The following is a 19,445-nucleotide window of genomic DNA, read 5'->3' as shown; positions in this document are numbered from 1 at the left end:
TCGCAATCGGGGCCAGTGCTGATCTTGCCATGGCTGGAGACTGCTGTGGGAGAACCTGCCTGGCATCAATCTCCTGGCCAGCGCCGGCCTTTGTAGGAGCGGCCTTGCGTCGCGAAAGGGCTGCGCAAGGCCGCTCCTACAGGGCGTGTTTGCCGCGAGGGGGCGTTATTTCGTGGTACTGGCCAGCACCCGTTGCCAGTCCGGCTCGTTCAGGCGACCGAGGATGCGCGCCTTGCCATTGCCATCCACCGAAACGAACAGCGCACTGGCATAGCCGCTCTCACGCTCGCCCCCCGCAACTTTCTGCTGGCGGGCAAAATGGTCGATGCAGCCGTTGTGGGTCACCAGCACCAGGTTATGTCCCGGTCGTTTGTGTGCCAGCGCTTCACTGGCGAACTGGCTGTCACAGCTTTCCAGCCAGTCCCCACTGGCCACCGCCTGGCCAAGGATGAAATGCGCGGTTTGCCGTGTGCGCAGTTTCGGGCTGCTGAGCATGTCGGCGTTGTCCAGGCCCAACCGGTGCAACCCCTGGCCAACGCGCCCGGCAGCCTGGCTGCCGGCCACGGTGATGCCGGTGGGGTCGTCCAGGCACGGGCCGGGGGCGCTGTCGCAGCGCTCGGCGTGGCGGATCATCACGATCACCGCACCTTCGGCCCAGTCCTGCAGCAGGCCGCTGTCACTCAATTGTCGATCGTTGCCAAGCTCCACGATGTGCGTCCTCGTCGCCAGCCAGGTGCTCAACGCCGCCACGACCATGCACAGGCCAAGGGCGGCACCGAGGGCTTTGCGGGTCATGCGTCGCTTGCGCCGGGCGTGGATGGCAGGGTGCCCCAAGGTGTTGCTCGATAACATGTGTTGCTCCGTTGGCGTGATCGCGGCTGGCGCGACGGTGTTGCTGGCATCCTGCCAACTGGCCTGTCGGGGGGCGGTGAAGGGCGTGTGAAAATTGCATTCGGGCGCGCCGGCTGGGTGAAACCCGCACCCGCGCCTACGCTGTAAACTGCAAGGCGGTAAAACCGGAGCACGCCCCATGACCCCAATCCTGCAACTGGAAAGCGCGCGGCTGGTTCTGCGCCAATGGCACGACGACGACCTGCGCGAGTTCGCCGCCCTGTGTGCCGACCCGCAGGTGATGCGCTACTTCCCGGCACCGCTGACACGCCTGGAGGCAGCCGCGCTGATCGGCCGTGTGCGCGGGCATTTCAATGAGTACGGCTTTGGTTTGTGGGCCCTGGAGCGCAAGGACAGCGGTGCCTTCATCGGCATGACCGGGTTGCTGCACGTGGGGTTCGATGCCGATTTCACGCCGGCGGTGGAGATCGGCTGGCGCCTGGCACGCCGTCACTGGGGCCTGGGTTTCGCCAGCGAGGCGGCGTGGACCTGCCTGCGCTGTGCTTTCGCCCAATTGCGCCTGGACGAGGTGGTGTCGTTCACCAGCGAGAGCAACCTGCCGTCGCAGAAGGTCATGCAGGCCATCGGTATGCAGCAGGACCTGAATGGCAGTTTCGAACACCCCCGCCTGCCTGTGGGCCATCCGCTGCGCCCGCATGTGCTGTACCGCATCGACCGCGCTCACTGGGAGCGTACCCTGCGCGCCTGAATGCATGGCCATGCCCGGCGCCTATGACAAACCCTGTATCATTTGCCTTCACAAGTGTGCTGTAGAAATGTGTTGCCTTGCTAGGAGAACCCCGATGAGTCATGTGTTGGACGACCTGGTCGACCTGTTGAGCCTCGAGTCCATCGAGGAGAACCTGTTCCGTGGACGCAGCCAGGACCTGGGCTTCCGCCAGCTGTACGGCGGGCAGGTACTGGGCCAATCGTTGTCGGCGGCCAGCCAGACGGTCGAGGATGCACGCCATGTGCATTCGTTGCACGGCTACTTCCTGCGCCCTGGCGATGCCAGCCTGCCGGTGGTGTATTCGGTGGACCGCGTGCGCGATGGCGGCAGCTTCAGCACCCGGCGGGTGACCGCGATTCAGAAGGGCCAGCCGATCTTCACCTGCAGCGCCTCGTTCCAGTATGACGAGGAAGGTTTCGGGCACCAGGCGCAGATGCCCGAGGTGGTCGGCCCGGAGAACCTGCCAACTGAAGTCGAGCTGGCCCGGGCCATGGCCGACCAGTTGCCCGAGCGCATTCGCGACAAGGTGCTGTGCGCCAAGCCGATCGAGATACGCCCGGTCACCGAGCGCGACCCGTTCAACCCCAAGCCTGGCGACCCGGTGAAGTACGCCTGGTTCCGCGCCGACGGCAACCTGCCCGATATCCCCGCCCTGCACAAATACATGCTGGCCTACGCCTCGGACTTCGGCCTGCTGACCACTGCGTTGCTGCCCCATGGCAAATCGGTGTGGCAGCGTGACATGCAGATCGCCAGCCTCGACCATTCGCTGTGGTTCCATGGCAACCTGCGTGCCGATGAGTGGCTGCTGTACGCCACCGACAGCCCTTGGGCAGGCAATGCCCGCGGCTTCTGCCGCGGCAGCATCTTCAATCAGGCCGGGCAACTGGTGGCGTCGTCGTGCCAGGAAGGCCTGATTCGCCACCGCAAGGACTGGGCATGAGCCTGGGCGAGCTGCGCAACTGGGTGTTCGACATGGACGGCACCCTGACCGTGGCCGTGCACGATTTTGCCGCTATCCGGGTGGCGCTGGATATCCCGGCCGAGCACGACATCCTCACCCACCTGGCAGCCTTGCCAGCGGACGAAGCGGCGGCCAAGCATGCCTGGCTGCTGGAGCATGAGCGTGATCTGGCAATTGCCTCCACAGCGGCCGCCGGGGCGGTGGAGCTGGTGCGCGAACTGGCCGAGCGTGGTTGCCGGCTGGGCATTTTGACCCGCAATGCCCGCGAGCTGGCGCATGTGACGCTGGAGGCCATCGGCCTGGCGGACTGCTTTGCGGTGGAACACATTCTCGGGCGTGACGAAGCGGCGCCCAAACCAAGCCCGGATGGGCTGCTGAAAATTGCCAATGCCTGGGGGGTGGCGCCAGGTGAGCTGGTGATGGTGGGGGATTACCGGTTTGACCTTGACTGTGGGCGGGCTGCGGGGGCGCGCACGGTGCTGGTGAACCTGCCGGACAATCCGTGGCCGGAGCTGGTGGATTGGCATGCGGCCGATTGCCGGGCACTGAAGGTAATGCTGGGCTGAGTTTTTGTGTCGCCTGTGCGCGCCTCTTCGCGGGTAAACCCGCTCCCACAGGAACCGCACCGAGCTCAAGTCCAGCACTTAACCTGTGGGAGCGGGTTCACCCGCGAAGAGGCCGGACCTGTCTATGCTGAACCCCAATCTATTCATGAACGGAGACCCACCCATGACCAGCAAGGCCATCTACGTACAACCCGGCGGCGGCTACGACAAGGTCGAGGTCGGCACCTGCGAAGCCTCTGCACCCCAGGCCGGCGAGATCACCGTGCGCCTGCATGCCAGCTCTCTCAACTACCACGATTTCGCCGTTGTCAGCGGCATGTGGGGCCCGAGCGAGCGGCGCATCCCCATGGCCGATGGCGCAGGCGAGGTGGTCGCGGTGGGTAGCGGCGTCACCGAGTTCCAGGTTGGCGACAATGTGGTCAGTACCTTCTTCCCCGACTGGCTCGACGGCCAGGCCAATGTGGAAGGCTTTGCCAGGGTGCCCGGCGACGGTATCGATGGTTACGCCCGTGAACAGGTCACCGCTCGCGCCACTGCCTTCACCCTGGCGCCCAAGGGCTTCAGCCATGCTGAAGCTGCCACGCTGACCACGGCCGGTCTCACGGCCTGGCGTGCGTTGATGAGCGACGACCACCTCAAGCCTGGCGATACGGTGCTGGTGCAGGGCACTGGCGGTGTGTCGATCTTCGCGCTGCAGTTTGCCAAGCTGGCCGGCGCGACGGTGATCGCCACCTCTTCCAGCGACGCCAAACTGGAGCGCCTGAAGGCCTTGGGTGCCGATCACCTGATCAACTACAAGAGCACCGCGGCCTGGGGTGAGAAAGTGCGCGAGCTGACTGGCAACCGCGGTGTCGACCATGTGATCGAAGTAGGTGGCCCGGCGACGCTGGAGCAATCGATGATTGCCGCGCGCATTGGTGGACATGTGTCGTTGATCGGTATCCTCACCGGCGTGGCCGGGCAGTTGCCGCTGGTGCAGGCGCTGGTACGGCAGATTCGTCTGCAGGGCGTGCTGGTTGGCAGCCGCGCCCAGCAACAGGCGATGGTGCGGGCAATCGATGCCAACGGCCTGCGGCCAGTGGTGGACAAGCATTTCGAGCTGGAGCAGATCGTCGACGCATTCCGTTATCAGGAGAGCAACCGGCATTTCGGCAAGATCTGCCTGACCTGGTAACCAGGGCCCGACGCGGTTCTCTTTGTAGGAGCGGCCTTGTGTCGCGAAAGGGCTGCGAAGCGGCCCCAGCAATTTTTGCATCATCGCTGAAATCCTGGGGCTGCTGTGCAGCCCTTCGCGACACAAGGCCGCTCCTACAGGGGATCGTGTCAGGCCTGTTCGGGCAGTAGTCGGTCGCGGCTATTGGACAGGTGCAGGCACACCGCCGCCCGCGCCGCGTCCGGGTCCCGCCGGCGGATGGCATTGAGGATCGCCTCATGCTCGAGGTTGGCCAGGTATGCCTGCCGCGCCAGCTTCGCCCCGCTGCGTTCGGCCAGGGCCATGCGATTGCGCGGGATCAGGCCGTTGCCCAGCTGCAACAGCATTTCAGTGAAGTACAGGTTGCCAGTGGCCTCGGCAATCAGTAGGTGAAAGCGCCGGTCGGCCTCGATACAGCTGTCACCAGCGGCGGCCAGGTCCTGGTAGTCATCCAGCGCCTGACGCATGCGCGCCAAGTGCCCCTCGTCACGGCGTAGCGCGGCCAGGGCGGCGGCCTGGCCTTCCAGGCCGATGCGCAGTTCCAGCAGGTCGCGCACATTGGCTGCGCTTTCCGCCGCGATGCGCAGGCCGGCCTGGGCCTGGCGCTCCATCACGAACGTACCGATACCGTGGCGTGGCTCAACCAGCCCCGAGGCCTGCAGTTTGGACAAGGCCTCGCGAACCACGGTGCGGCTGACCCCATGCTCGCGCACCAGGCTGTTCTCCGAGGGCAACTTGTCGCCTGGCTTGAAGGTACCCAGCAGGATCTGTTGCGTCAGGCTGGAGACCAGGTCATGGGCGCGGCTGTGGCCGCGTTTGTGAGCTTGTTCGATGGCCATGGCGGGGTCCGATTGTTGTTGTGCTTGTACGACAAGTTAATCGATGAAAATATTTTTTGCCGATTTTTCTGACGCTCAAGCCCACCAGTAGCCTGTAGGTTTTTGCAAGATATGAGCATATAGGCATTGTAGTAGCTTGTATTTTGCGATTTTGCCGATCTTGCTCATCTTGTCGTACAACTAAGCTGCGCATATGCTCCTCCCCACTGCCATGTCAGACAACCTCGACCCGCACAAAAACAATTAGTGGGAGATCCGCAAGTGAACGATACCCTCGCTCCGTCTGCCCGAAATGAAGGCGACGCCCTGGCCAGTGCTGTGGCCAAGGTCAAGCGCCACGTCCTGCCGCTGTTCGTCATCATGTTCATCGTCAACTACCTGGACCGCGTCAACATCGGCTTCGTCCGCCCGCATCTGGAAAGCGACCTGGGCATCAGCGCGGCGGCCTATGGCTTTGGCGCCGGCCTGTTCTTCATCGGCTACGCGTTGTTCGAGGTGCCCTCGAACATGCTGCTGCAGAAGGTCGGTGCACGGCTGTGGCTGACCCGCATCATGTTCACCTGGGGGCTGGTGGCCACGGCCATGGCCTTCGTGCAGAACGAAACCCAGTTCTACGTGCTGCGCTTTCTGCTGGGCGTTGCCGAAGCGGGCTTCTTCCCCGGGGTGATCTACTACTTCACCCGCTGGCTGCCGGCCGCCGAGCGTGGCAAGGCGATTGCCATCTTCCTCAGTGGTTCGGCATTGGCGTCGCTGATTTCCGGGCCGTTGGCCGGTGCACTTATGCAGATTCAAGGCCTGGGCCTGCATGGCTGGCAGTGGATGCTGTTCATCGAAGGCATGGCCTCGGTGACGCTGTGCTTCTTCGTGTTCTTCTGGCTCGACTCCAGGCCGCAGGACGCCAAGTGGCTGAGTCAGGCCGAGCAGGATGCACTGGTGGCCGCCATCGATCGCGAGCAGCTTGAGCGCGAAGCGGTCGGCGCGGTCAGGCCATCGGCCTGGAGCCTGCTCAAGGACCGCCAGATCCTGCTGTTCTGCCTGATCTACTTCTGCATTCAGCTGACCATCTATGCCGCCACGTTCTGGCTGCCGAGCATCATCAAGCGCATGGGTGACCTGAGCGACCTGCAGGTCGGCTTCTTCAACTCAATCCCGTGGCTGATTTCGATTCTGGCCATGTATGCCTTCGCCGCCGGTTCGGCGCGCTGGAAGTTCCAGCAGGCCTGGGTGGCAGGTGCGCTGGTAATCGCAGCCATCGGCATGTTCATGTCCACCACGGGTGGGCCTGTTTTCGCCTTTGTCGCGGTGTGCTTCGCGGCCATCGGTTTCAAGTCGGCGTCGTCACTGTTCTGGCCGATCCCGCAGGGCTACCTGGATGCCCGCATCGCCGCTGCGGTGATCGCGTTGATCAACTCGGTCGGCAACCTCGGCGGCTTCGTCGCCCCAACCACCTTCGGCCTGCTGGAGCAGCAGACCGGCTCGATCCAGGGCGGCCTGTACGGCCTGGCGGTGACCTCGGTGCTGGCGGCCATTGCCATCTTCTTCGTACGCACTCGCCCAAAGGGCGTCCCTTCCGATGACCTCAAGGCCCCCTCGGCCCTGGGTCAGAGCCATTGATGACCGCGAGACAACAACCATGAACATGCAGACCCTTCACACCAGCACCCCCGTGGTCACCGACCTGCGCGTGATCCCCGTCGCCGGGCACGACAGCATGCTGCTAAATCTCAGTGGTGCCCATGGCCCGTTCTTTACCCGCAACGTGGTGGTGCTGCGCGACAGTGCCGGCAAGACCGGGCTGGGCGAGGTGCCCGGCGGCGAGAAGATCCGCCAGACCCTGGAAGACGCCCGCAGCCTGGTGATCGGCCAGCCGATCGGCCATTACCAGCGCGTGCTCAATGCCATGCGCCAGACCTTCGCCAACCGTGATTCGGCTGGTCGTGGCCTGCAGACCTTCGACCTGCGCATCACCGTGCATGCGGTGACGGCCATCGAGTCGGCGCTGCTCGACCTGCTCGGCCAGCATCTGGATGTGCCGATGGCCGCACTGCTGGGCGAAGGGCAGCAGCGCGAAGCGGTGAAGATGCTCGGTTACCTGTTCTACATCGGCGACCGCCAGCAGACCGACCTGGCCTACCGCAACGAAGCCGATGCCGAGGACGACTGGTTCCGCCTGCGCCACGAAAAGGCCCTGACCGCGGACGCGGTGGTGCGCCTGGCCGAGGCCGCCAAGGCGCGCTATGGCTTCAGCGACTTCAAGCTCAAGGGCGGGGTGTTGCGCGGCGAGGAGGAGATGGAAGCGGTAACGGCACTGGCCGAACGTTTCCCCGAAGCACGCATCACCCTCGACCCGAATGGTGCCTGGTCATTGAAGGAGGCCATTGCCCTGTGCCGCGACAAGCACGATGTGCTGGCCTACGCCGAAGACCCATGCGGTGCCGAGAACGGCTACTCGGGCCGTGAGGTGATGGCCGAGTTCCGTCGCGCCACCGGCCTGCCCACCGCCACCAACATGATCGCCACCGACTGGCGGCAGATGGGCCATGCGATCCAGCTGCAGTCGGTGGACATTCCGCTGGCCGACCCGCACTTCTGGACACTGCAGGGTTCGGTCCGGGTGGCGCAGATGTGCAACGACTGGGGGCTGACCTGGGGCTCGCATTCCAACAACCACTTCGATATCTCGCTGGCGATGTTCACCCAGGTAGCAGCTGCGGCACCGGGTGAAATCACTGCGATCGACACCCACTGGATCTGGCAGGACGGCCAGCGCCTGACCCGCGAACCGCTGCGCATCGTCGACGGGCATGTGCACGTGCCGGCACGGCCGGGGCTGGGGGTGGAACTGGATGAAGACCAATTGGCCAAGGCCCATGAGTGCTACCGCAACATGGGGTTGGGCGCGCGGGACGACAGCGTGGCGATGCAGTTCCTGGTTCCGGGGTGGAGCTTCGATAACAAGCGGCCTTGCCTGGTGCGTTAAGACTGCTGGCCTCTTCGCGGGCTTGCCCGCTCCCACAGGTGCACCACAGGTTTGAGGGGTGTGGAGTACCTGTGGGAGCGGGCGAGCCCGCGAAAGGGCCAGTACAGCCACAGCACACCCAAATGAAAAACAAAAGCTCCAGACGGCCCGGTGGCGCGATCGGGCATGCCATTCGCGACATCCGGCGTTAATGGAAACGCCCTGTCGTGATCGAACAGTTCCGGGGCGTTCTCGTGTAATTTCCCGCAGCCCTGGGGGGCTTAAATGAAGCCCGACCTGCACTGACACGTTGCTCTGTGACGCGTGCCAAATATCAACAACAGAGCGCGAGCAACCTGTCGACTTATTGATTTCAAAGGAGATATTTTCGCCTACGCCTGCCCGTCCATCCTTGTGTCAGCAAAAAGAGAACAACATCAATGAACACCGTGGGATCTGATGGCAACCTTGCACAAGGTTTCAAGCCACGTCATGTAACGATGCTGTCCATCGCCGGCATCATCGGCGCCGGACTTTTCGTCGGCTCTGGCCACGCCATCGCGGCAGCCGGGCCAGCTACCATAATTTCCTATTTCGTGGCCGGGACCTTGGTGGTACTGGTCATGCGCATGCTCGGCGAAATGGCCGTGGCACACCCGGACACCGGATCGTTTTCCACCTACGCCGAGCAGGCCATCGGCCGCTGGGCCGGCTACACCATCGGCTGGTTGTACTGGTGGTTCTGGGTACTGGTAATCCCGATCGAAGCACTGGCCGCCGGGCATGTTCTGAATGCCTGGTTCCCGCAGGTGGACAGCTGGATATTCGCCTTGGCTTCGGTGCTGCTGTTGGCCGGTACCAACCTGTTCAGCGTGGCCAAGTACGGTGAGTTCGAGTTCTGGTTCGCCATCCTCAAGGTCACGGCCATTCTCGGCTTCATCGGCCTGGGCTTCGCCGCGCTGATGGGCTGGCTGCCCAACCGCGAGGTCAGCGGCCTGAGCGGCCTGATGGCCGAGCACGGCGGCTTCGCGCCGAAGGGCTGGTCGGCCGTGGTCGGTGCGTTCATCACCGTGATGTTCAGCTTCATCGGCACCGAAGCGGTGACCATCGCAGCTTCCGAATCCAGCGACCCGTCGCGCAACATCGCCAAGGCCACTCGCTCGGTGATCTGGCGCATCAGCACCTTCTACATCCTGTCGATCTTCGTGATCATTTCGGTGGTGCCGTGGAACGACCCGCAGCTGGCGGTGGTGGGCTCTTACCAGCGTGCGCTGGAGATCATGAACATCCCCAACGCTGCCTTCATGGTCGACCTGGTGGTGCTGGTGGCAGTGACCAGCTGCATGAACTCGTCGATCTACATCGCCTCGCGGATGATGTACTCGCTGGCCAAGCGCGGTGATGCGCCGGCCATGCTCAACAAGACCTCCAAGGTGGGTGTACCGCGTGCTGCGGTGTTCGGCAGCACTCTGATCGGCGCGGCCATTGCCATCCTCAACTACTTCGCGCCGAAGGGCGTGTTCGAGTTCCTGCTGGCCAGCTCCGGCGCCATTGCCTTGCTGGTGTACATGGTCATCGCCATTTCGCAGCTGCGCATGCGCCGCCGCCTGGAGCGGGAAAACACCGAGCTGAAGTTCCGCATGTGGCTGTTCCCGTACCTGACCTGGGCGGTGATTCTTTTCATTGGCGGGGCATTGGCGGTAATGATGTACACGCCTGAACACCGGGCAGAAGTGAGTTCGACATTGGGCCTGGCGATCGTGATTTCCTTCCTGGGGATCGTGACCACGCGGGGCAACGCGCAACCGGTGGGGGTGCGTTCGATGGGGTGATTGAGTTCACCTGGCGGTAGGGCAAAGGGCACCAGTGGATGGTGCCCTTTGTTTTTTTGAAACACTTGTTCGGTGTTGTTGACGCTCGAACGGCGACTCACCGGGCGTAGACTCCCTTTCGAATTCATAAAGGGAGTCGATGCATGAGCGCTGAACAACAAGACCCACAAGCGCCGCCGGCCCTTCCTTTGGTAAAGGATGACCGTTTTGAGGAAGTGCTGGCGTTGATTCAAGGCGCCAGGCAGCGGGGTGGCGCAGGCGGTCAATACTCAGTTGATCGATTTGTACTGGCAGGTGGGAGCCTACATTGGTCGAAAGCTGGAGAGGGCTGAATGGGGGGGATTCGGTGGTAAGCCAGCTGGCTGCTCACCTTGCTCAGACGCAGCCGGGCCTACGTGGTTTTACCAGGCCTAACCTGTTTCGTATGCGTCAATTCTATGAGGCGTATCGCCACGATGAGAAAGTCTCAGCACTGCTGAGACAATTGCCGTGGACTCATAATTTGACGATCCTCAGCCAGAGCAAGCTTCCCCAGGAGCGCGAGTTCTACCTGCGCATGGCAGTACAGGAAAAGTGGTCAAGCCGAGAATTGGAAAGGCAATTCAAGGCCTCGCTTTTTGAGCGCAGCGTCGCAAGCCCAGCGAGGGCTTCGGCAGCACTGCGGCAGGAGTACCCGGCAGCCATGGAGGTTTTCCGAGATGCCTACATGGTCGAGTTCCTCGGCCTGCCTAGGGACCATGCCGAAGCAGACCTGCATGGCGCATTGATAGACCGGCTAAAAGAGTTCCTGAGCGAACTGGGCCGGGATTTCTGCTTCGTCGGCTCTCAATATCCACTTCAGGTTGGCGGCCGGGATTTCGCACTGGACTTGCTGTTCTTCCACCGTGGTCTCAACTGCCTGGTAGCGATCGAACTGAAGGTTGGTCGCTTCGAGCCCGAGTACCTGGGCAAGCTCGATTTTTATCTTGAGGCGCTGGATCGCAATGAGCGTAAGCCTCATGAAAACCCTGCCATCGGCGTGTTGCTATGTGCCAGCAGGGACGACGAGGTGGTCGAGTACGCACTTAATCGCAGTTTGTCTCCAGCGCTGATTGCGGAGTATCAAACGCGCTTGCCGGACAAGGCACTGCTGCAAGCCAAGCTGCATGAGTTCTATGCCTTGGGCGCTGCTGAGGAACAGGGCGCATGAGCACCCATCAAATGCCGCACTTCACGCTTTCCACATAACGCATCACTGCCGGCGCTTTCTCGAAGCGCCGGTGGATCAGGCTAAGCCACGAGCTGGCCTGGCAGTCGATAATCCGCCGGTAGTTCACCTGCGGCAGGCTGATGCGTTGCACCACCGACTCTGGTACCACTGCGATGCCTTGGCCGAGTGACACCAGGGTGATCACCGCCACCAGGCTACCTGGCTGGGGGCCGAGCCTCGGGACGAAACCACCTTGTGCGGCCACCTCCAGCGTGCCGGAGATCTGTTCGGGCAGGATGAAGGTTTCATTGGCCAGGCGCGAGGCCGGTATCTGTGGCACTTCATTGATTCGCGAGCTGGCGGGCAGGGCGAGGACGAAACCTTCCTGGTGCAAGGCGATGGTTTCGAGTTCTTCCGGCAGATCCATCGGCGAGCGCACATAGGCAAGGTCGAGCAGGCCATCGCGGACCATGCCGGGCAGTTCGGCCATCGGCAGTTCGCGAATGTTCAGGCGCACGCCGGGGCAGGTTTCGCTGTAGCGGCTGACCTGCTGCTGGAGCATGCCCGAGTACGCGGCCGAGGCCACATAGCCGAGTTCGATACGCCCGCTTTCGCCACGGGCGGCCCGTTGCGCGCCCAGTTGTGCAGCATCGAACTGGCGCACGGCATGTTCGGCCTCGATAAACAGGGCCTGGCCGGCGGCGGTGAGGTTGACCTCGCGCTGGTTGCGCTCGAACAGGCGTACGCCCAGTTCGCGCTCCATATCCTGGATCTGCCGGCTGAGGGTGGGTGGGGCAATGCCCAGTTGCTCGGCGGCGCGGGTGAAGTGACCGTGGCGGGCGACGCAGAGGAAGTAGCGGAAATGGCGGATTTCCATGGGTGTTACCTGCAGGGTAATGACGCGGGTCGCCGGGGCTAACAAAGCTCGGGGTCGGCGGCGTTATGGTGAAGCCAACACTACAAGGCTGGTGGCTTGGCGGCAAAGGCTGCCTGGGGATTGCAGGGGACCACTTCGCGGCCCATCGCAGGCAAGCCAGCCCCCACAGGTGCAGCACAACCTTCGAAAGCGATGCCGTACTTGTGGGAGCTGGCATGCCTGCGATGGGCTGCAAAGCAGCCCCGGCGATATTGCAGCTAAACGGCACTCTCCAAGCCAACCAGCTCAGCTTCCGGAGCCTCACCATGCCCTCTGCGCGTTTCACCCTGCTCACCGCTTCCTTGGTCTGCGCCCTGATCATCCTCGACACCAACATCGTCGCGGTCAGCCTGCCCAGCATCGCCCGCGACCTGTCCGGCTCGTTCGCCGATATCGAATGGGTGGTCAGCGCCTACCTGCTGGCCTTCGCCGCCTGCCTGCTGCCTGCCGGCAGCCTGGCCGACCGCTTCGGCCGGCGGCGCATGCTGCTGCTCGGCCTGGCCCTGTTCGGCGTCGCCTCGCTGGCCTGTGGCGCGGCGCCAAGCCTGCTGTTCCTCGACTTGGCCAGGGCCGCCAAGGGCGTTGGTGCGGCGTTGCTGCTGACCTCGGCCCTGGCCGCGATCGGCAACCGCTTTCACCAGCCCCAGGAACGCATGCGCGCCTGGGCCTTCTGGGGCGCCTGCATGGGCGCCACCATTACCTTTGCGCCGTTGCTGGGCGGGCTGATAGCCAGCACCCTTGGCTGGCGCTGGATCTTCTACATCAACCTGCCGCTGGTGGCAGTGCTCGCAGTGATGGTGCTGCACAGTGTCGAAGAGTCCCGTGACAGCGCTGCGGCCCGGCTCGACCCATGGGGCAGCCTGACTTTCGCCGGCAGCCTGGGTTACCTGATCTGGGCGATGATCGATGCCAACCAGGTAGGCTGGGGCAGTGCGCAAACCTTGGGGCGGCTGGTGATCAGCGCCTTCCTGTTCGGCCTGTTCGTCATGGTCGAGCGCAGCCAGGAACGACCGATGATCGACCTGCGGCTGATGCGTAGCGGGCGTTTCGTCGGCGCCTTGCTGGGCATGTTCGCCTACGCAGCCTGCGCCCAGGTGATGATGACCCTGCTGCCGCTGTATCTGCAGAACGGCCTGCAATTGCCGGCCTTGGCCGCAGGAGCTGGCATGCTGCCGTTTGCCGTGGCCATGCTGCTGACGCCACGCCTGGGCATGCGCCTGGCTGCGCACTTGAGCCCGGCGCAGGTGTTCGCACTTGGCCTGGTATTGGTCGGGGTGGGTAACCTGCTATGTGCCTGGGCCACGCAGCGGGGCGGTTACGGTGCGTTCGCCCTGGCCAGCCTGGTGCTGGGTGCTGGCGCCGGGCTGCTGAATGGCGATACGCAGAAGAACATCATGGCTTGCGTACCGCGTGAGCGTACCGGCATGGCTTCGGGGTTGAGTACAACCACGCGGTTCGGGGCGATCGTGCTGGCCATCGCTGGGCTGGGTGGTGTGCTGGCTGCACGTAGTGAGCAGTTGCTGCATGACTCCGTGGCTGCCGTGGCGCCTGGGCAATCGTGCCAGGTTGCGGCAATGGCTGCGCGGGTTGCCGCTGGTGATTTGCAGGCGGCATTGGCGTTATTTGAGCCCGGGTTGCGGGAAACGGTGGCACCCTTGGCCCGCCAAGCGTTCATCGGGGGCTTCGAAGCCGTGTTGCAGGTCGCTGGTGTGGCGGCGCTGCTGTTCGCGATGCTGGTCGGCGTATTGCTGAGCCGACCGCTGCCAGCCATGCCGGAGGCTTTGCTCGCTGAAGGGCAATCATGACGCGTGCGCAGGAGCAGCACTATGCAGTGACTGGGGGCATCAAGCCCCTGGTCGCGGCATTCGACGATCAGTCATTCAACAGCCATGGCTTCAGTTCCTTGAGGTTGCTCACCACCAGCTGCTGCGCCTCGGGCAGTACTGCCAGGTTGCGGTGGTCGATCTGGTAACGCTGCAACACGTACTTCACCAGTGCCCTGCGGCTGGGTACCACCAATTGCCCCTGCGTCATGCCGAAGTCGGTTTCGATGATTGCCTTCTGCGCCGCGTTCAATCGCCCGTCAGGTTCGAAGATCACGGGCACCTCGACATTCCAGTCTTCATCCTGCTCGCGCGTGTTCGGCGATTGGTCGAGCAGGTCTGGCTGCCCGCGCAGGCGGCTGAGCACGAAATCGCGATACTGGCCGTTCTTTTCGCAGTAAGCCCGCACGTGCCAGCGCATGCCGGTGTAGACCAGCGTGTGCGGAGCGATAAGGCGTACCTCGACCTTAGGGGTGTTGAAGGACACGTATTCGGTTTCCAGGCGCAGGCCTTCACGGCAGGCCTTGAGCAAGGGGCGCAGCACCTCCGGGCGTATAGGCCGGTCTGGCACCTCCAGCACCCGGGTATGCGCATAGGCCAGTGCCAGCCCATCGATGTGCGGAGCTCGCTCATTGTTCTGGTAAAGCAGGTGCAGGTAGGCGCTGGCGCTGTCATCGATGAACAGCGGTTTGAAGTGCTTGCCTGGTACATAGCCCTTGAGCTGCTTGTCATATGTCAAGTTTTTGGGCGCATGTTCGCTGATGTAGGTATTGATGTCCTTCGACGCCTGCTGGCGGCTGATGCCAAAGCTCTGCATCAGGTGGCCCGTGGTCAGCCGGCCTTCCCACCAGGCAACGGTCTCGATCAAACGATAGCGAAGTGCCAGGTCCCAGCGTACCTGCTCGATGGATTGCTTGCGTTTCATACCCTCTCCATGTGCGCGATTACTTTACCTGTATAAGTCTACATTCTAGACCTGTCGTCAAACACTACATATCGTGATTCTGTCATTCGAAATGAATTGAAGTCACGAAAGGAAGTGGACATGACTATGTCTGAAGCGGTTTCGACAGGGGCGTTGGTGTTGATCGGGGTAATCTTGGTGGTGCTCCTGGTGCAGTACCTGAGGTTGCGAGAAATCTGGCACCTGGTTCTCGCCTGCCGCCAGGACGCGCGTTGGGCGCGGATATGGGAGATGGAAAATAGGGAGCTACGCTCGGCACAGCGTGCCGACAAAGCGCACATCGCGCAGCTGCAAAACAAGCTGGTGCTTTTGCAGAACCGGGTCTCTGCGGAAGTGTGGAAAGGGGAGGCATGAACACACTGGAACGGATCAAAGGTTGCACTAATGACCTGGGTAGCTGAGATGCCTATAAAAAGTAGACCGATCCGTCAAGATATTGGTCAAGTGTTTTGCAACTTTATGTTGCAGGTGCCAATCAGTATCATTAAGATTTGTACTCCAGGACGCAAGGAGAGCACTGTCCATATAAAAAGAAGGTCAAAAAAGAATGCTGAAAATGCTCCTCGTGTATGTTCATCTGCTCGCCACCTGTATTGCCCTCGGTAGGGTCTTGCTTGCCGATCACAAGCTTTGGAGTTGGCGCAAGGAAGCGTTGGATCAGGCAAAGCATGAGTACCTGGAAGAAACCAGGAAAATTGCCACCCTCGCGTTACTGGCTCTTTGGGGCAGTGGTCTGCTGTTGATACTTCAGGGGTATCTTCTCGAAGGCGCGGCGTATTTGCTCAACCAGAAACTCTGGGCCAAGGTTGCGGTTGTCGCGCTGCTGACGTTGAACGGTGGTCTGTTACATCGCATCGGCTTCCCGTTGTTGCAGAAAGCCCCTTTCGTATTGTTACCAGGTTCCGACCGCGGTCGCCTTGCACTATTGGGGGCTTTCTCCATGAGTGGTTGGCTGTTCGCCGCTTTTTTGGGGGTGGCCCGAGCCTGGAACCATGTAATGCCATGCATGCATGTTATGGCAGTGTTCACGGCATTCGCTTTGCTGGCTTGTATCGTGGCGCTTGTGGTCGCCTGCACGGCAGGTAGCATGGAAACTACGGCTTCATAGAAGCTGTGACGCAACTCAAGCGTCAATAGCATGAAACTTCCCGCAGTGCAGGGACCAGTCGGCGTTTCTACTCTGACCTGCACCTGTTGGCCGGAAGCGCCTGCGATCCGACCAGGTGGAGGACGTTCCATACCGATCAGCCTTTGGCGTCATTGACCGGCTTGGTTTTGCTTGCAGCTACAGCGGCTTGTGCTTTCTGTTTCTCTGCCAGTTGGAAGGCCTGCATCGAGGCCTTTCGGGCTGACTCCATGCGTGCGAAGGTCCGATCACCACCGCCGGAGGCCATCGCCAAAGAAGAAGCGGTAAGAGCGGCGGCAACGAAGAGAACTTTCATGTTTTTCATTTGCGTATCCTCAATTGAAACTTTTAACTGCTCAGCATGATACTCAGCCCGGCTGGGTTGGAGTTTGCCGTTGTTGATGGTGGCTGGAGTTCGGTTATTTATATGTGTTGGTACTCTGCAAAAGGCAATAGAGGTTGTCTCGAATGACTGTTGATCATTCGGTCATGTCCATTTCAGGTAACGGAAATATCATCTGCACCGGGTGCCCATGAATTTCGACTTGCGTATATGGCGAGGCTTGTAACTTTAACTTTGCTCGGATCAGGCCACGCTAGCAGGGGCTGCGGGGCTTCCACCCCATTCGAGGAAGCGGATTTTATGAATTTCGCCCTTGCTGTCTTCATACACAACGGTCACCGGCACAACGCCGGTCTTGGCTGATGTATCGGTGCGTTGCAATACCCGTTTCACATCGATGTTCATACCGTAATGGTATTCGACAGCAGAAACATGCGCGCCGGAGTCTTGCAGGTTGCTATGGTCAAAGACACTTGGTGCGAGACTGGAAATCACCGCACTTACAATTGTGGCCATGCTCATAAGGCTGTACCTCTACTGAAGTTCGCTCGACAAGGACCTAATCTGACACGCCGGAAAAGTGAAGTTCACTTCGCCAAGACGAATGCGCTTGGTTGAAACGCCTGTAGTGGCAAAAAACTCCCAGCAATTCCCCGTGCCTGACACATTTTGACCATTCGTCTTTTGACCCCCGTATCTGTTGGTCCAAGTCCGTTTTTGAGGTTGGCCGAGCACGGGAGTGGGCAGTGCGGCCTTTAGCGCATCATGCCGAGTTTGGCATCCGGCAAGCCGGGTTTTCATGGGGCTGCACATAACTCAGTGATTTGGCGGGGGCCTGTGGGAGCGGGTTTACCCGCGGACACCCGCGCAACTGATGTCATGCACCGCGTTGCCTTCTTCGCGGGCTTGCCCGCTCCCACAGGTACTTGCGCTGGCTTCGAGTTTTCACGGTACCTGTGGGAGCGGCCGTGGCCGCGAACACCGGCGTAGCCGGTGCCATGCAGCGCGTTGGATTCTTCGCGGGTAAACCCGCTCCCACAGGGTAATGAGCAAACTCTTTGTGAGCTCGGTGCTCCGCGCGACAGCGCAACCCACGGTACGGTGGCTAACGCATCATGCCCAGCTCGGCGTCATCCAGCAGTGCTTTACCTAAGGCGCAAAGGTAATGTGCGGCCCAAATCAGTTTCGGCTTGTCTTCCATCAGGCCGTCGATGGTCAGGTCCCGGGCATAGCCCATCAGTTCCGAAGCTTGCTCGCGGGCGTTCTGGCAGGGGATGCCGGGCTCGATGCGGAACAGCGGGTGAGTCTGGTTTTCACCCTGGTAGAAGATGGTTTTACCGACGGTGCATTTAGTGTCTTCGGTGGTCATTGATCGATCTCCCTGGTGGTGAATCAGTGCACGGCCTGCGGGTCCGCTGGCTTGTGTATGTGTGCCAGCGCTGACTCGAGAAGTTTGCGCAGGGCTTCAAGCTCGTGCATCGACGCCATGATCAACAATGACGCCGGCGATCGCGGCTGCATCAGCATTGCCTGCTGGGCTACGGCTTCGGCACAGAGCGCGTAGTCCGAGGCCAGCATGATGGTGTCTTCGAGGGAAAGGAGATGGTGGGGTGGGTCGGGTACTATCTTCAACATGATTGCTTCCATTTCAGGGCCGTCACCCTCTGCTGTCAAACAGAAGGGTGGCAGCTGTACGCGGGTTGACAGACCGGCGGAAACAACAAGTTCCGGCGCACGCAAGCGTGCCCGCACGTACAGCCGCCATAACGACGAGCCGTTTGTTGTTTACCGTCGCGACCTGTCAAAGTCATGCCGTTGATGAGCAACGACCCGACGAGACTAAAACTCTGAAAAAACGACCGCAACGGAAAACAGGCGCTGGGAGTATCTTTGGGCAACGCCCTACACGAAAGGGGCAAATGAATCGCCCCTGGTTTTCTAGACACTCTCCAAGCTCAGGAAATAGCGTTTCTCATACTCTACTGGAGACAGCTGCATAGCACTGCTGTGTCGGCGTTTAGGGTTATAGAACATCTCGATGTAATCGAAAATATCACTTCGGGCTTCTTCACGGGTTGTGTAGATCTTTCGTCGGATTCGCTCTCGCTTCAAAAGCTGGAAAAAGCTCTCGGCTACGGCATTGTCGTGGCAGTTTCCCCGCCGGCTCATGCTGCTGATTACATTGTTGGCCTTCAAAAAGCTTTTCCAATCCGAGCTACTGAACTGACTGCCTTGATCTGAGTGAATCATAACTTGCTGCTGAGGCTTGCGTCGCCAAACAGCCATCAACATCGCGTCGATAGCCAGGTCGCTGCACATCCTTGGCTTCATTGACCAACCAATTACTTGGCGTGAGAACAGATCCAGCACTACCGCGAGGTAGAGCCACCCTTCATAGGTGCGGATGTAAGTGATATCTGTCACCCAGACCTTGTTCGGCTCACTTACCTTGAACTGCCGCGCGAGGTGGTTGGGCGAGGCCACTGTTGGTTTTCCACCATAGAACCCTGGACGCCGCCGATAGCCCGTTTGAGAACGCAGCCCCTCCGCCTGCATCAAGCGCCTGACTCGATTTCGGCCGCATTCCTCTCCCAGCTCACGCAGGTCATCGTGAATTTTGCGGTAGCCGTATACACCTCCGCTTTCCAGCCAAGCGTGTTTGATCAAGCCAAGCAGACGTTGATCTTCTTTTGCTCGGGCAGATTGAGGCTCGGCCAGCCAGGCGTAATAGCCGCTGGGGTGCACCTTGAGGGTTTGGCAAAGGCGCCGCACCGGGTAATCAGTCGAGTGCTTCTTGATGAAGGCGTACTTCAGCCGCACTCCTTGGCAAAGTACGCGGCGGCCTTTTTTAAGATGTCTCGCTCTTCCGTCACGCGCTTGAGTTCAGCGCGTAGCTTGCGCAGTTCGGCCTGCTGATCGTCGTCTTGCTGACGCTGCTCTTGGGGCTTGCTGTAGACCTTGATCCAGGCGTAAAGACTGTGCACGGACATGCCCAGGCGCTGGGCGACATCGGCGACAGGTTTGCCTTTCTCGGTCACTTGCTTGACCGCTTCGATCTTGAATTCTTCGGGGTAACGCTGACGACTCATGGCACCTCCTATTTGGGCCTCA

Annotated in this window: 19 protein-coding genes and 1 pseudogene; 11 read left to right on the top strand and 9 right to left on the bottom strand. The window is 61.1% G+C overall.

Annotated elements, in window-relative coordinates; translation table 11 throughout:
* Positions 1–165 precede the first annotated feature (165 nt).
* On the bottom strand, positions 166–852 hold the full coding sequence (gene pmrG, locus RIN61_RS08200; protein WP_207877243.1) for a lipopolysaccharide core heptose(II)-phosphate phosphatase PmrG: 687 nt from the start codon (positions 850–852) through the stop codon (positions 166–168).
* A gap of 178 nt (positions 853–1,030) precedes the next feature.
* Between pmrG and RIN61_RS08195 the strand changes: the two genes are divergently transcribed.
* The 4 genes from RIN61_RS08195 (at position 1,031) to RIN61_RS08180 (ending at position 4,325) form a co-directional block, all read left to right on the top strand.
* Positions 1,031–1,600 (top strand): GNAT family N-acetyltransferase, encoded by a 570-nt coding sequence (locus RIN61_RS08195; protein WP_112253591.1) that lies wholly within the window; start codon positions 1,031–1,033, stop codon positions 1,598–1,600.
* A gap of 94 nt (positions 1,601–1,694) precedes the next feature.
* Positions 1,695–2,564, top strand: a complete 870-nt coding sequence (gene tesB / locus RIN61_RS08190) for an acyl-CoA thioesterase II (protein ID WP_112253590.1) — start codon at positions 1,695–1,697, stop codon at positions 2,562–2,564.
* Positions 2,561–3,151 carry an HAD family hydrolase gene (locus RIN61_RS08185; RefSeq protein WP_215520457.1) on the top strand — a complete coding sequence of 197 codons (591 nt, stop codon included), beginning with the start codon at positions 2,561–2,563 and terminating at the stop codon, positions 3,149–3,151. Before tesB ends, RIN61_RS08185 begins: the two co-directional genes overlap by 4 nt.
* A 163-nt stretch (positions 3,152–3,314) precedes the next feature.
* On the top strand, positions 3,315–4,325 hold the full coding sequence (locus RIN61_RS08180) for a zinc-dependent alcohol dehydrogenase family protein (RefSeq protein ID WP_112253588.1): 1,011 nt from the start codon (positions 3,315–3,317) through the stop codon (positions 4,323–4,325).
* Positions 4,326–4,474: 149 nt separating this feature from the next.
* On the opposite strand, the gene RIN61_RS08175 is transcribed toward RIN61_RS08180, so the two are convergent.
* The gene (locus RIN61_RS08175) at positions 4,475–5,182 is read right to left on the bottom strand and encodes a FadR/GntR family transcriptional regulator (protein ID WP_112253587.1); all 708 of its coding nucleotides are present in this window, start codon (positions 5,180–5,182) and stop codon (positions 4,475–4,477) included.
* 261 nt (positions 5,183–5,443) lie between these two features.
* Between RIN61_RS08175 and RIN61_RS08170 the strand changes: the two genes are divergently transcribed.
* From RIN61_RS08170 to RIN61_RS08155, 4 genes and pseudogenes are all read left to right on the top strand, one after another.
* Positions 5,444–6,796 carry an MFS transporter gene (locus RIN61_RS08170; protein ID WP_112253586.1) on the top strand — a complete coding sequence of 451 codons (1,353 nt, stop codon included), beginning with the start codon at positions 5,444–5,446 and terminating at the stop codon, positions 6,794–6,796.
* A 19-nt stretch (positions 6,797–6,815) separates the two neighbouring features.
* Positions 6,816–8,162 (top strand): glucarate dehydratase, encoded by a 1,347-nt coding sequence (gene gudD, locus RIN61_RS08165; protein ID WP_112253585.1) that lies wholly within the window; start codon positions 6,816–6,818, stop codon positions 8,160–8,162.
* A 419-nt stretch (positions 8,163–8,581) separates the two neighbouring features.
* Positions 8,582–9,973 carry a GABA permease gene (gabP, locus tag RIN61_RS08160; protein ID WP_112253584.1) on the top strand — a complete coding sequence of 464 codons (1,392 nt, stop codon included), beginning with the start codon at positions 8,582–8,584 and terminating at the stop codon, positions 9,971–9,973.
* Between the two features lie 143 nt (positions 9,974–10,116).
* Positions 10,117–11,162, top strand: a pseudogene (locus RIN61_RS08155) (PDDEXK nuclease domain-containing protein).
* A 7-nt stretch (positions 11,163–11,169) separates the two neighbouring features.
* On the opposite strand, the gene RIN61_RS08150 reads toward RIN61_RS08155, so the two are convergent.
* Complete coding sequence (locus RIN61_RS08150) at positions 11,170–12,039, bottom strand: LysR family transcriptional regulator (RefSeq protein WP_207877249.1); 870 nt, start codon at positions 12,037–12,039, stop codon at positions 11,170–11,172.
* Positions 12,040–12,344: 305 nt separating this feature from the next.
* On the opposite strand from RIN61_RS08150, the gene RIN61_RS08145 reads away from it, so the two are divergent.
* A complete protein-coding gene (locus tag RIN61_RS08145; protein WP_313856619.1) occupies positions 12,345–13,883 on the top strand; it encodes an MFS transporter in 1,539 nt (512 codons plus the stop codon).
* 67 nt (positions 13,884–13,950) lie between these two features.
* On the opposite strand, the gene RIN61_RS08140 is transcribed toward RIN61_RS08145, so the two are convergent.
* The gene (locus tag RIN61_RS08140; RefSeq protein ID WP_215520455.1) at positions 13,951–14,826 is read right to left on the bottom strand and encodes a BrxR family helix-turn-helix transcriptional regulator; all 876 of its coding nucleotides are present in this window, start codon (positions 14,824–14,826) and stop codon (positions 13,951–13,953) included.
* A gap of 120 nt (positions 14,827–14,946) precedes the next feature.
* Here RIN61_RS08140 and RIN61_RS08135 point away from each other — a divergent pair, with 120 nt between their 5' ends.
* Both RIN61_RS08135 and RIN61_RS08130 read left to right on the top strand, forming a co-directional pair.
* Complete coding sequence (locus RIN61_RS08135) at positions 14,947–15,219, top strand: hypothetical protein (RefSeq protein WP_112253580.1); 273 nt, start codon at positions 14,947–14,949, stop codon at positions 15,217–15,219.
* Positions 15,220–15,412: 193 nt separating this feature from the next.
* Positions 15,413–15,973, top strand: a complete 561-nt coding sequence (locus tag RIN61_RS08130) for a hypothetical protein (RefSeq protein ID WP_215520454.1) — start codon at positions 15,413–15,415, stop codon at positions 15,971–15,973.
* Between the two features lie 136 nt (positions 15,974–16,109).
* Here the strand turns inward: RIN61_RS08130 and RIN61_RS08125 are convergent, their stop codons facing one another.
* The 5 genes from RIN61_RS08125 to RIN61_RS08105 form a co-directional block, all read right to left on the bottom strand.
* Positions 16,110–16,316, bottom strand: a complete 207-nt coding sequence (locus RIN61_RS08125) for a co-regulatory protein PtrA N-terminal domain-containing protein (RefSeq protein WP_112253578.1) — start codon at positions 16,314–16,316, stop codon at positions 16,110–16,112.
* A 261-nt stretch (positions 16,317–16,577) separates the two neighbouring features.
* Entirely contained in the window at positions 16,578–16,856 is a 279-nt protein-coding gene (locus RIN61_RS08120) for a DUF2790 domain-containing protein (RefSeq protein WP_112253577.1), read from the bottom strand.
* A gap of 583 nt (positions 16,857–17,439) precedes the next feature.
* Positions 17,440–17,703: a DUF3077 domain-containing protein gene (locus RIN61_RS08115; protein ID WP_112253576.1), complete on the bottom strand. Its 264-nt coding sequence runs from the start codon at positions 17,701–17,703 to the stop codon at positions 17,440–17,442.
* A 23-nt stretch (positions 17,704–17,726) separates the two neighbouring features.
* Entirely contained in the window at positions 17,727–17,969 is a 243-nt protein-coding gene (locus RIN61_RS08110) for a hypothetical protein (protein ID WP_112253575.1), read from the bottom strand.
* A gap of 303 nt (positions 17,970–18,272) precedes the next feature.
* A protein-coding gene (locus RIN61_RS08105) for an IS3 family transposase (protein WP_087535084.1) occupies positions 18,273–19,423 on the bottom strand; the annotation gives its coding sequence in 2 pieces (ribosomal slippage) (positions 18,273–19,189 and positions 19,189–19,423; 1,152 coding nt in all).
* Between the last annotated feature and the right edge of the window lie 22 nt (positions 19,424–19,445).

It is taken from the genome of Pseudomonas inefficax, assembly GCF_032164165.1.
Lineage (GTDB): Bacteria > Pseudomonadota > Gammaproteobacteria > Pseudomonadales > Pseudomonadaceae > Aquipseudomonas > Aquipseudomonas inefficax.
The sequence above is the reverse complement of the archived record's forward strand: the minus strand, read 5'-3'. Positions and strand labels throughout refer to the sequence as shown.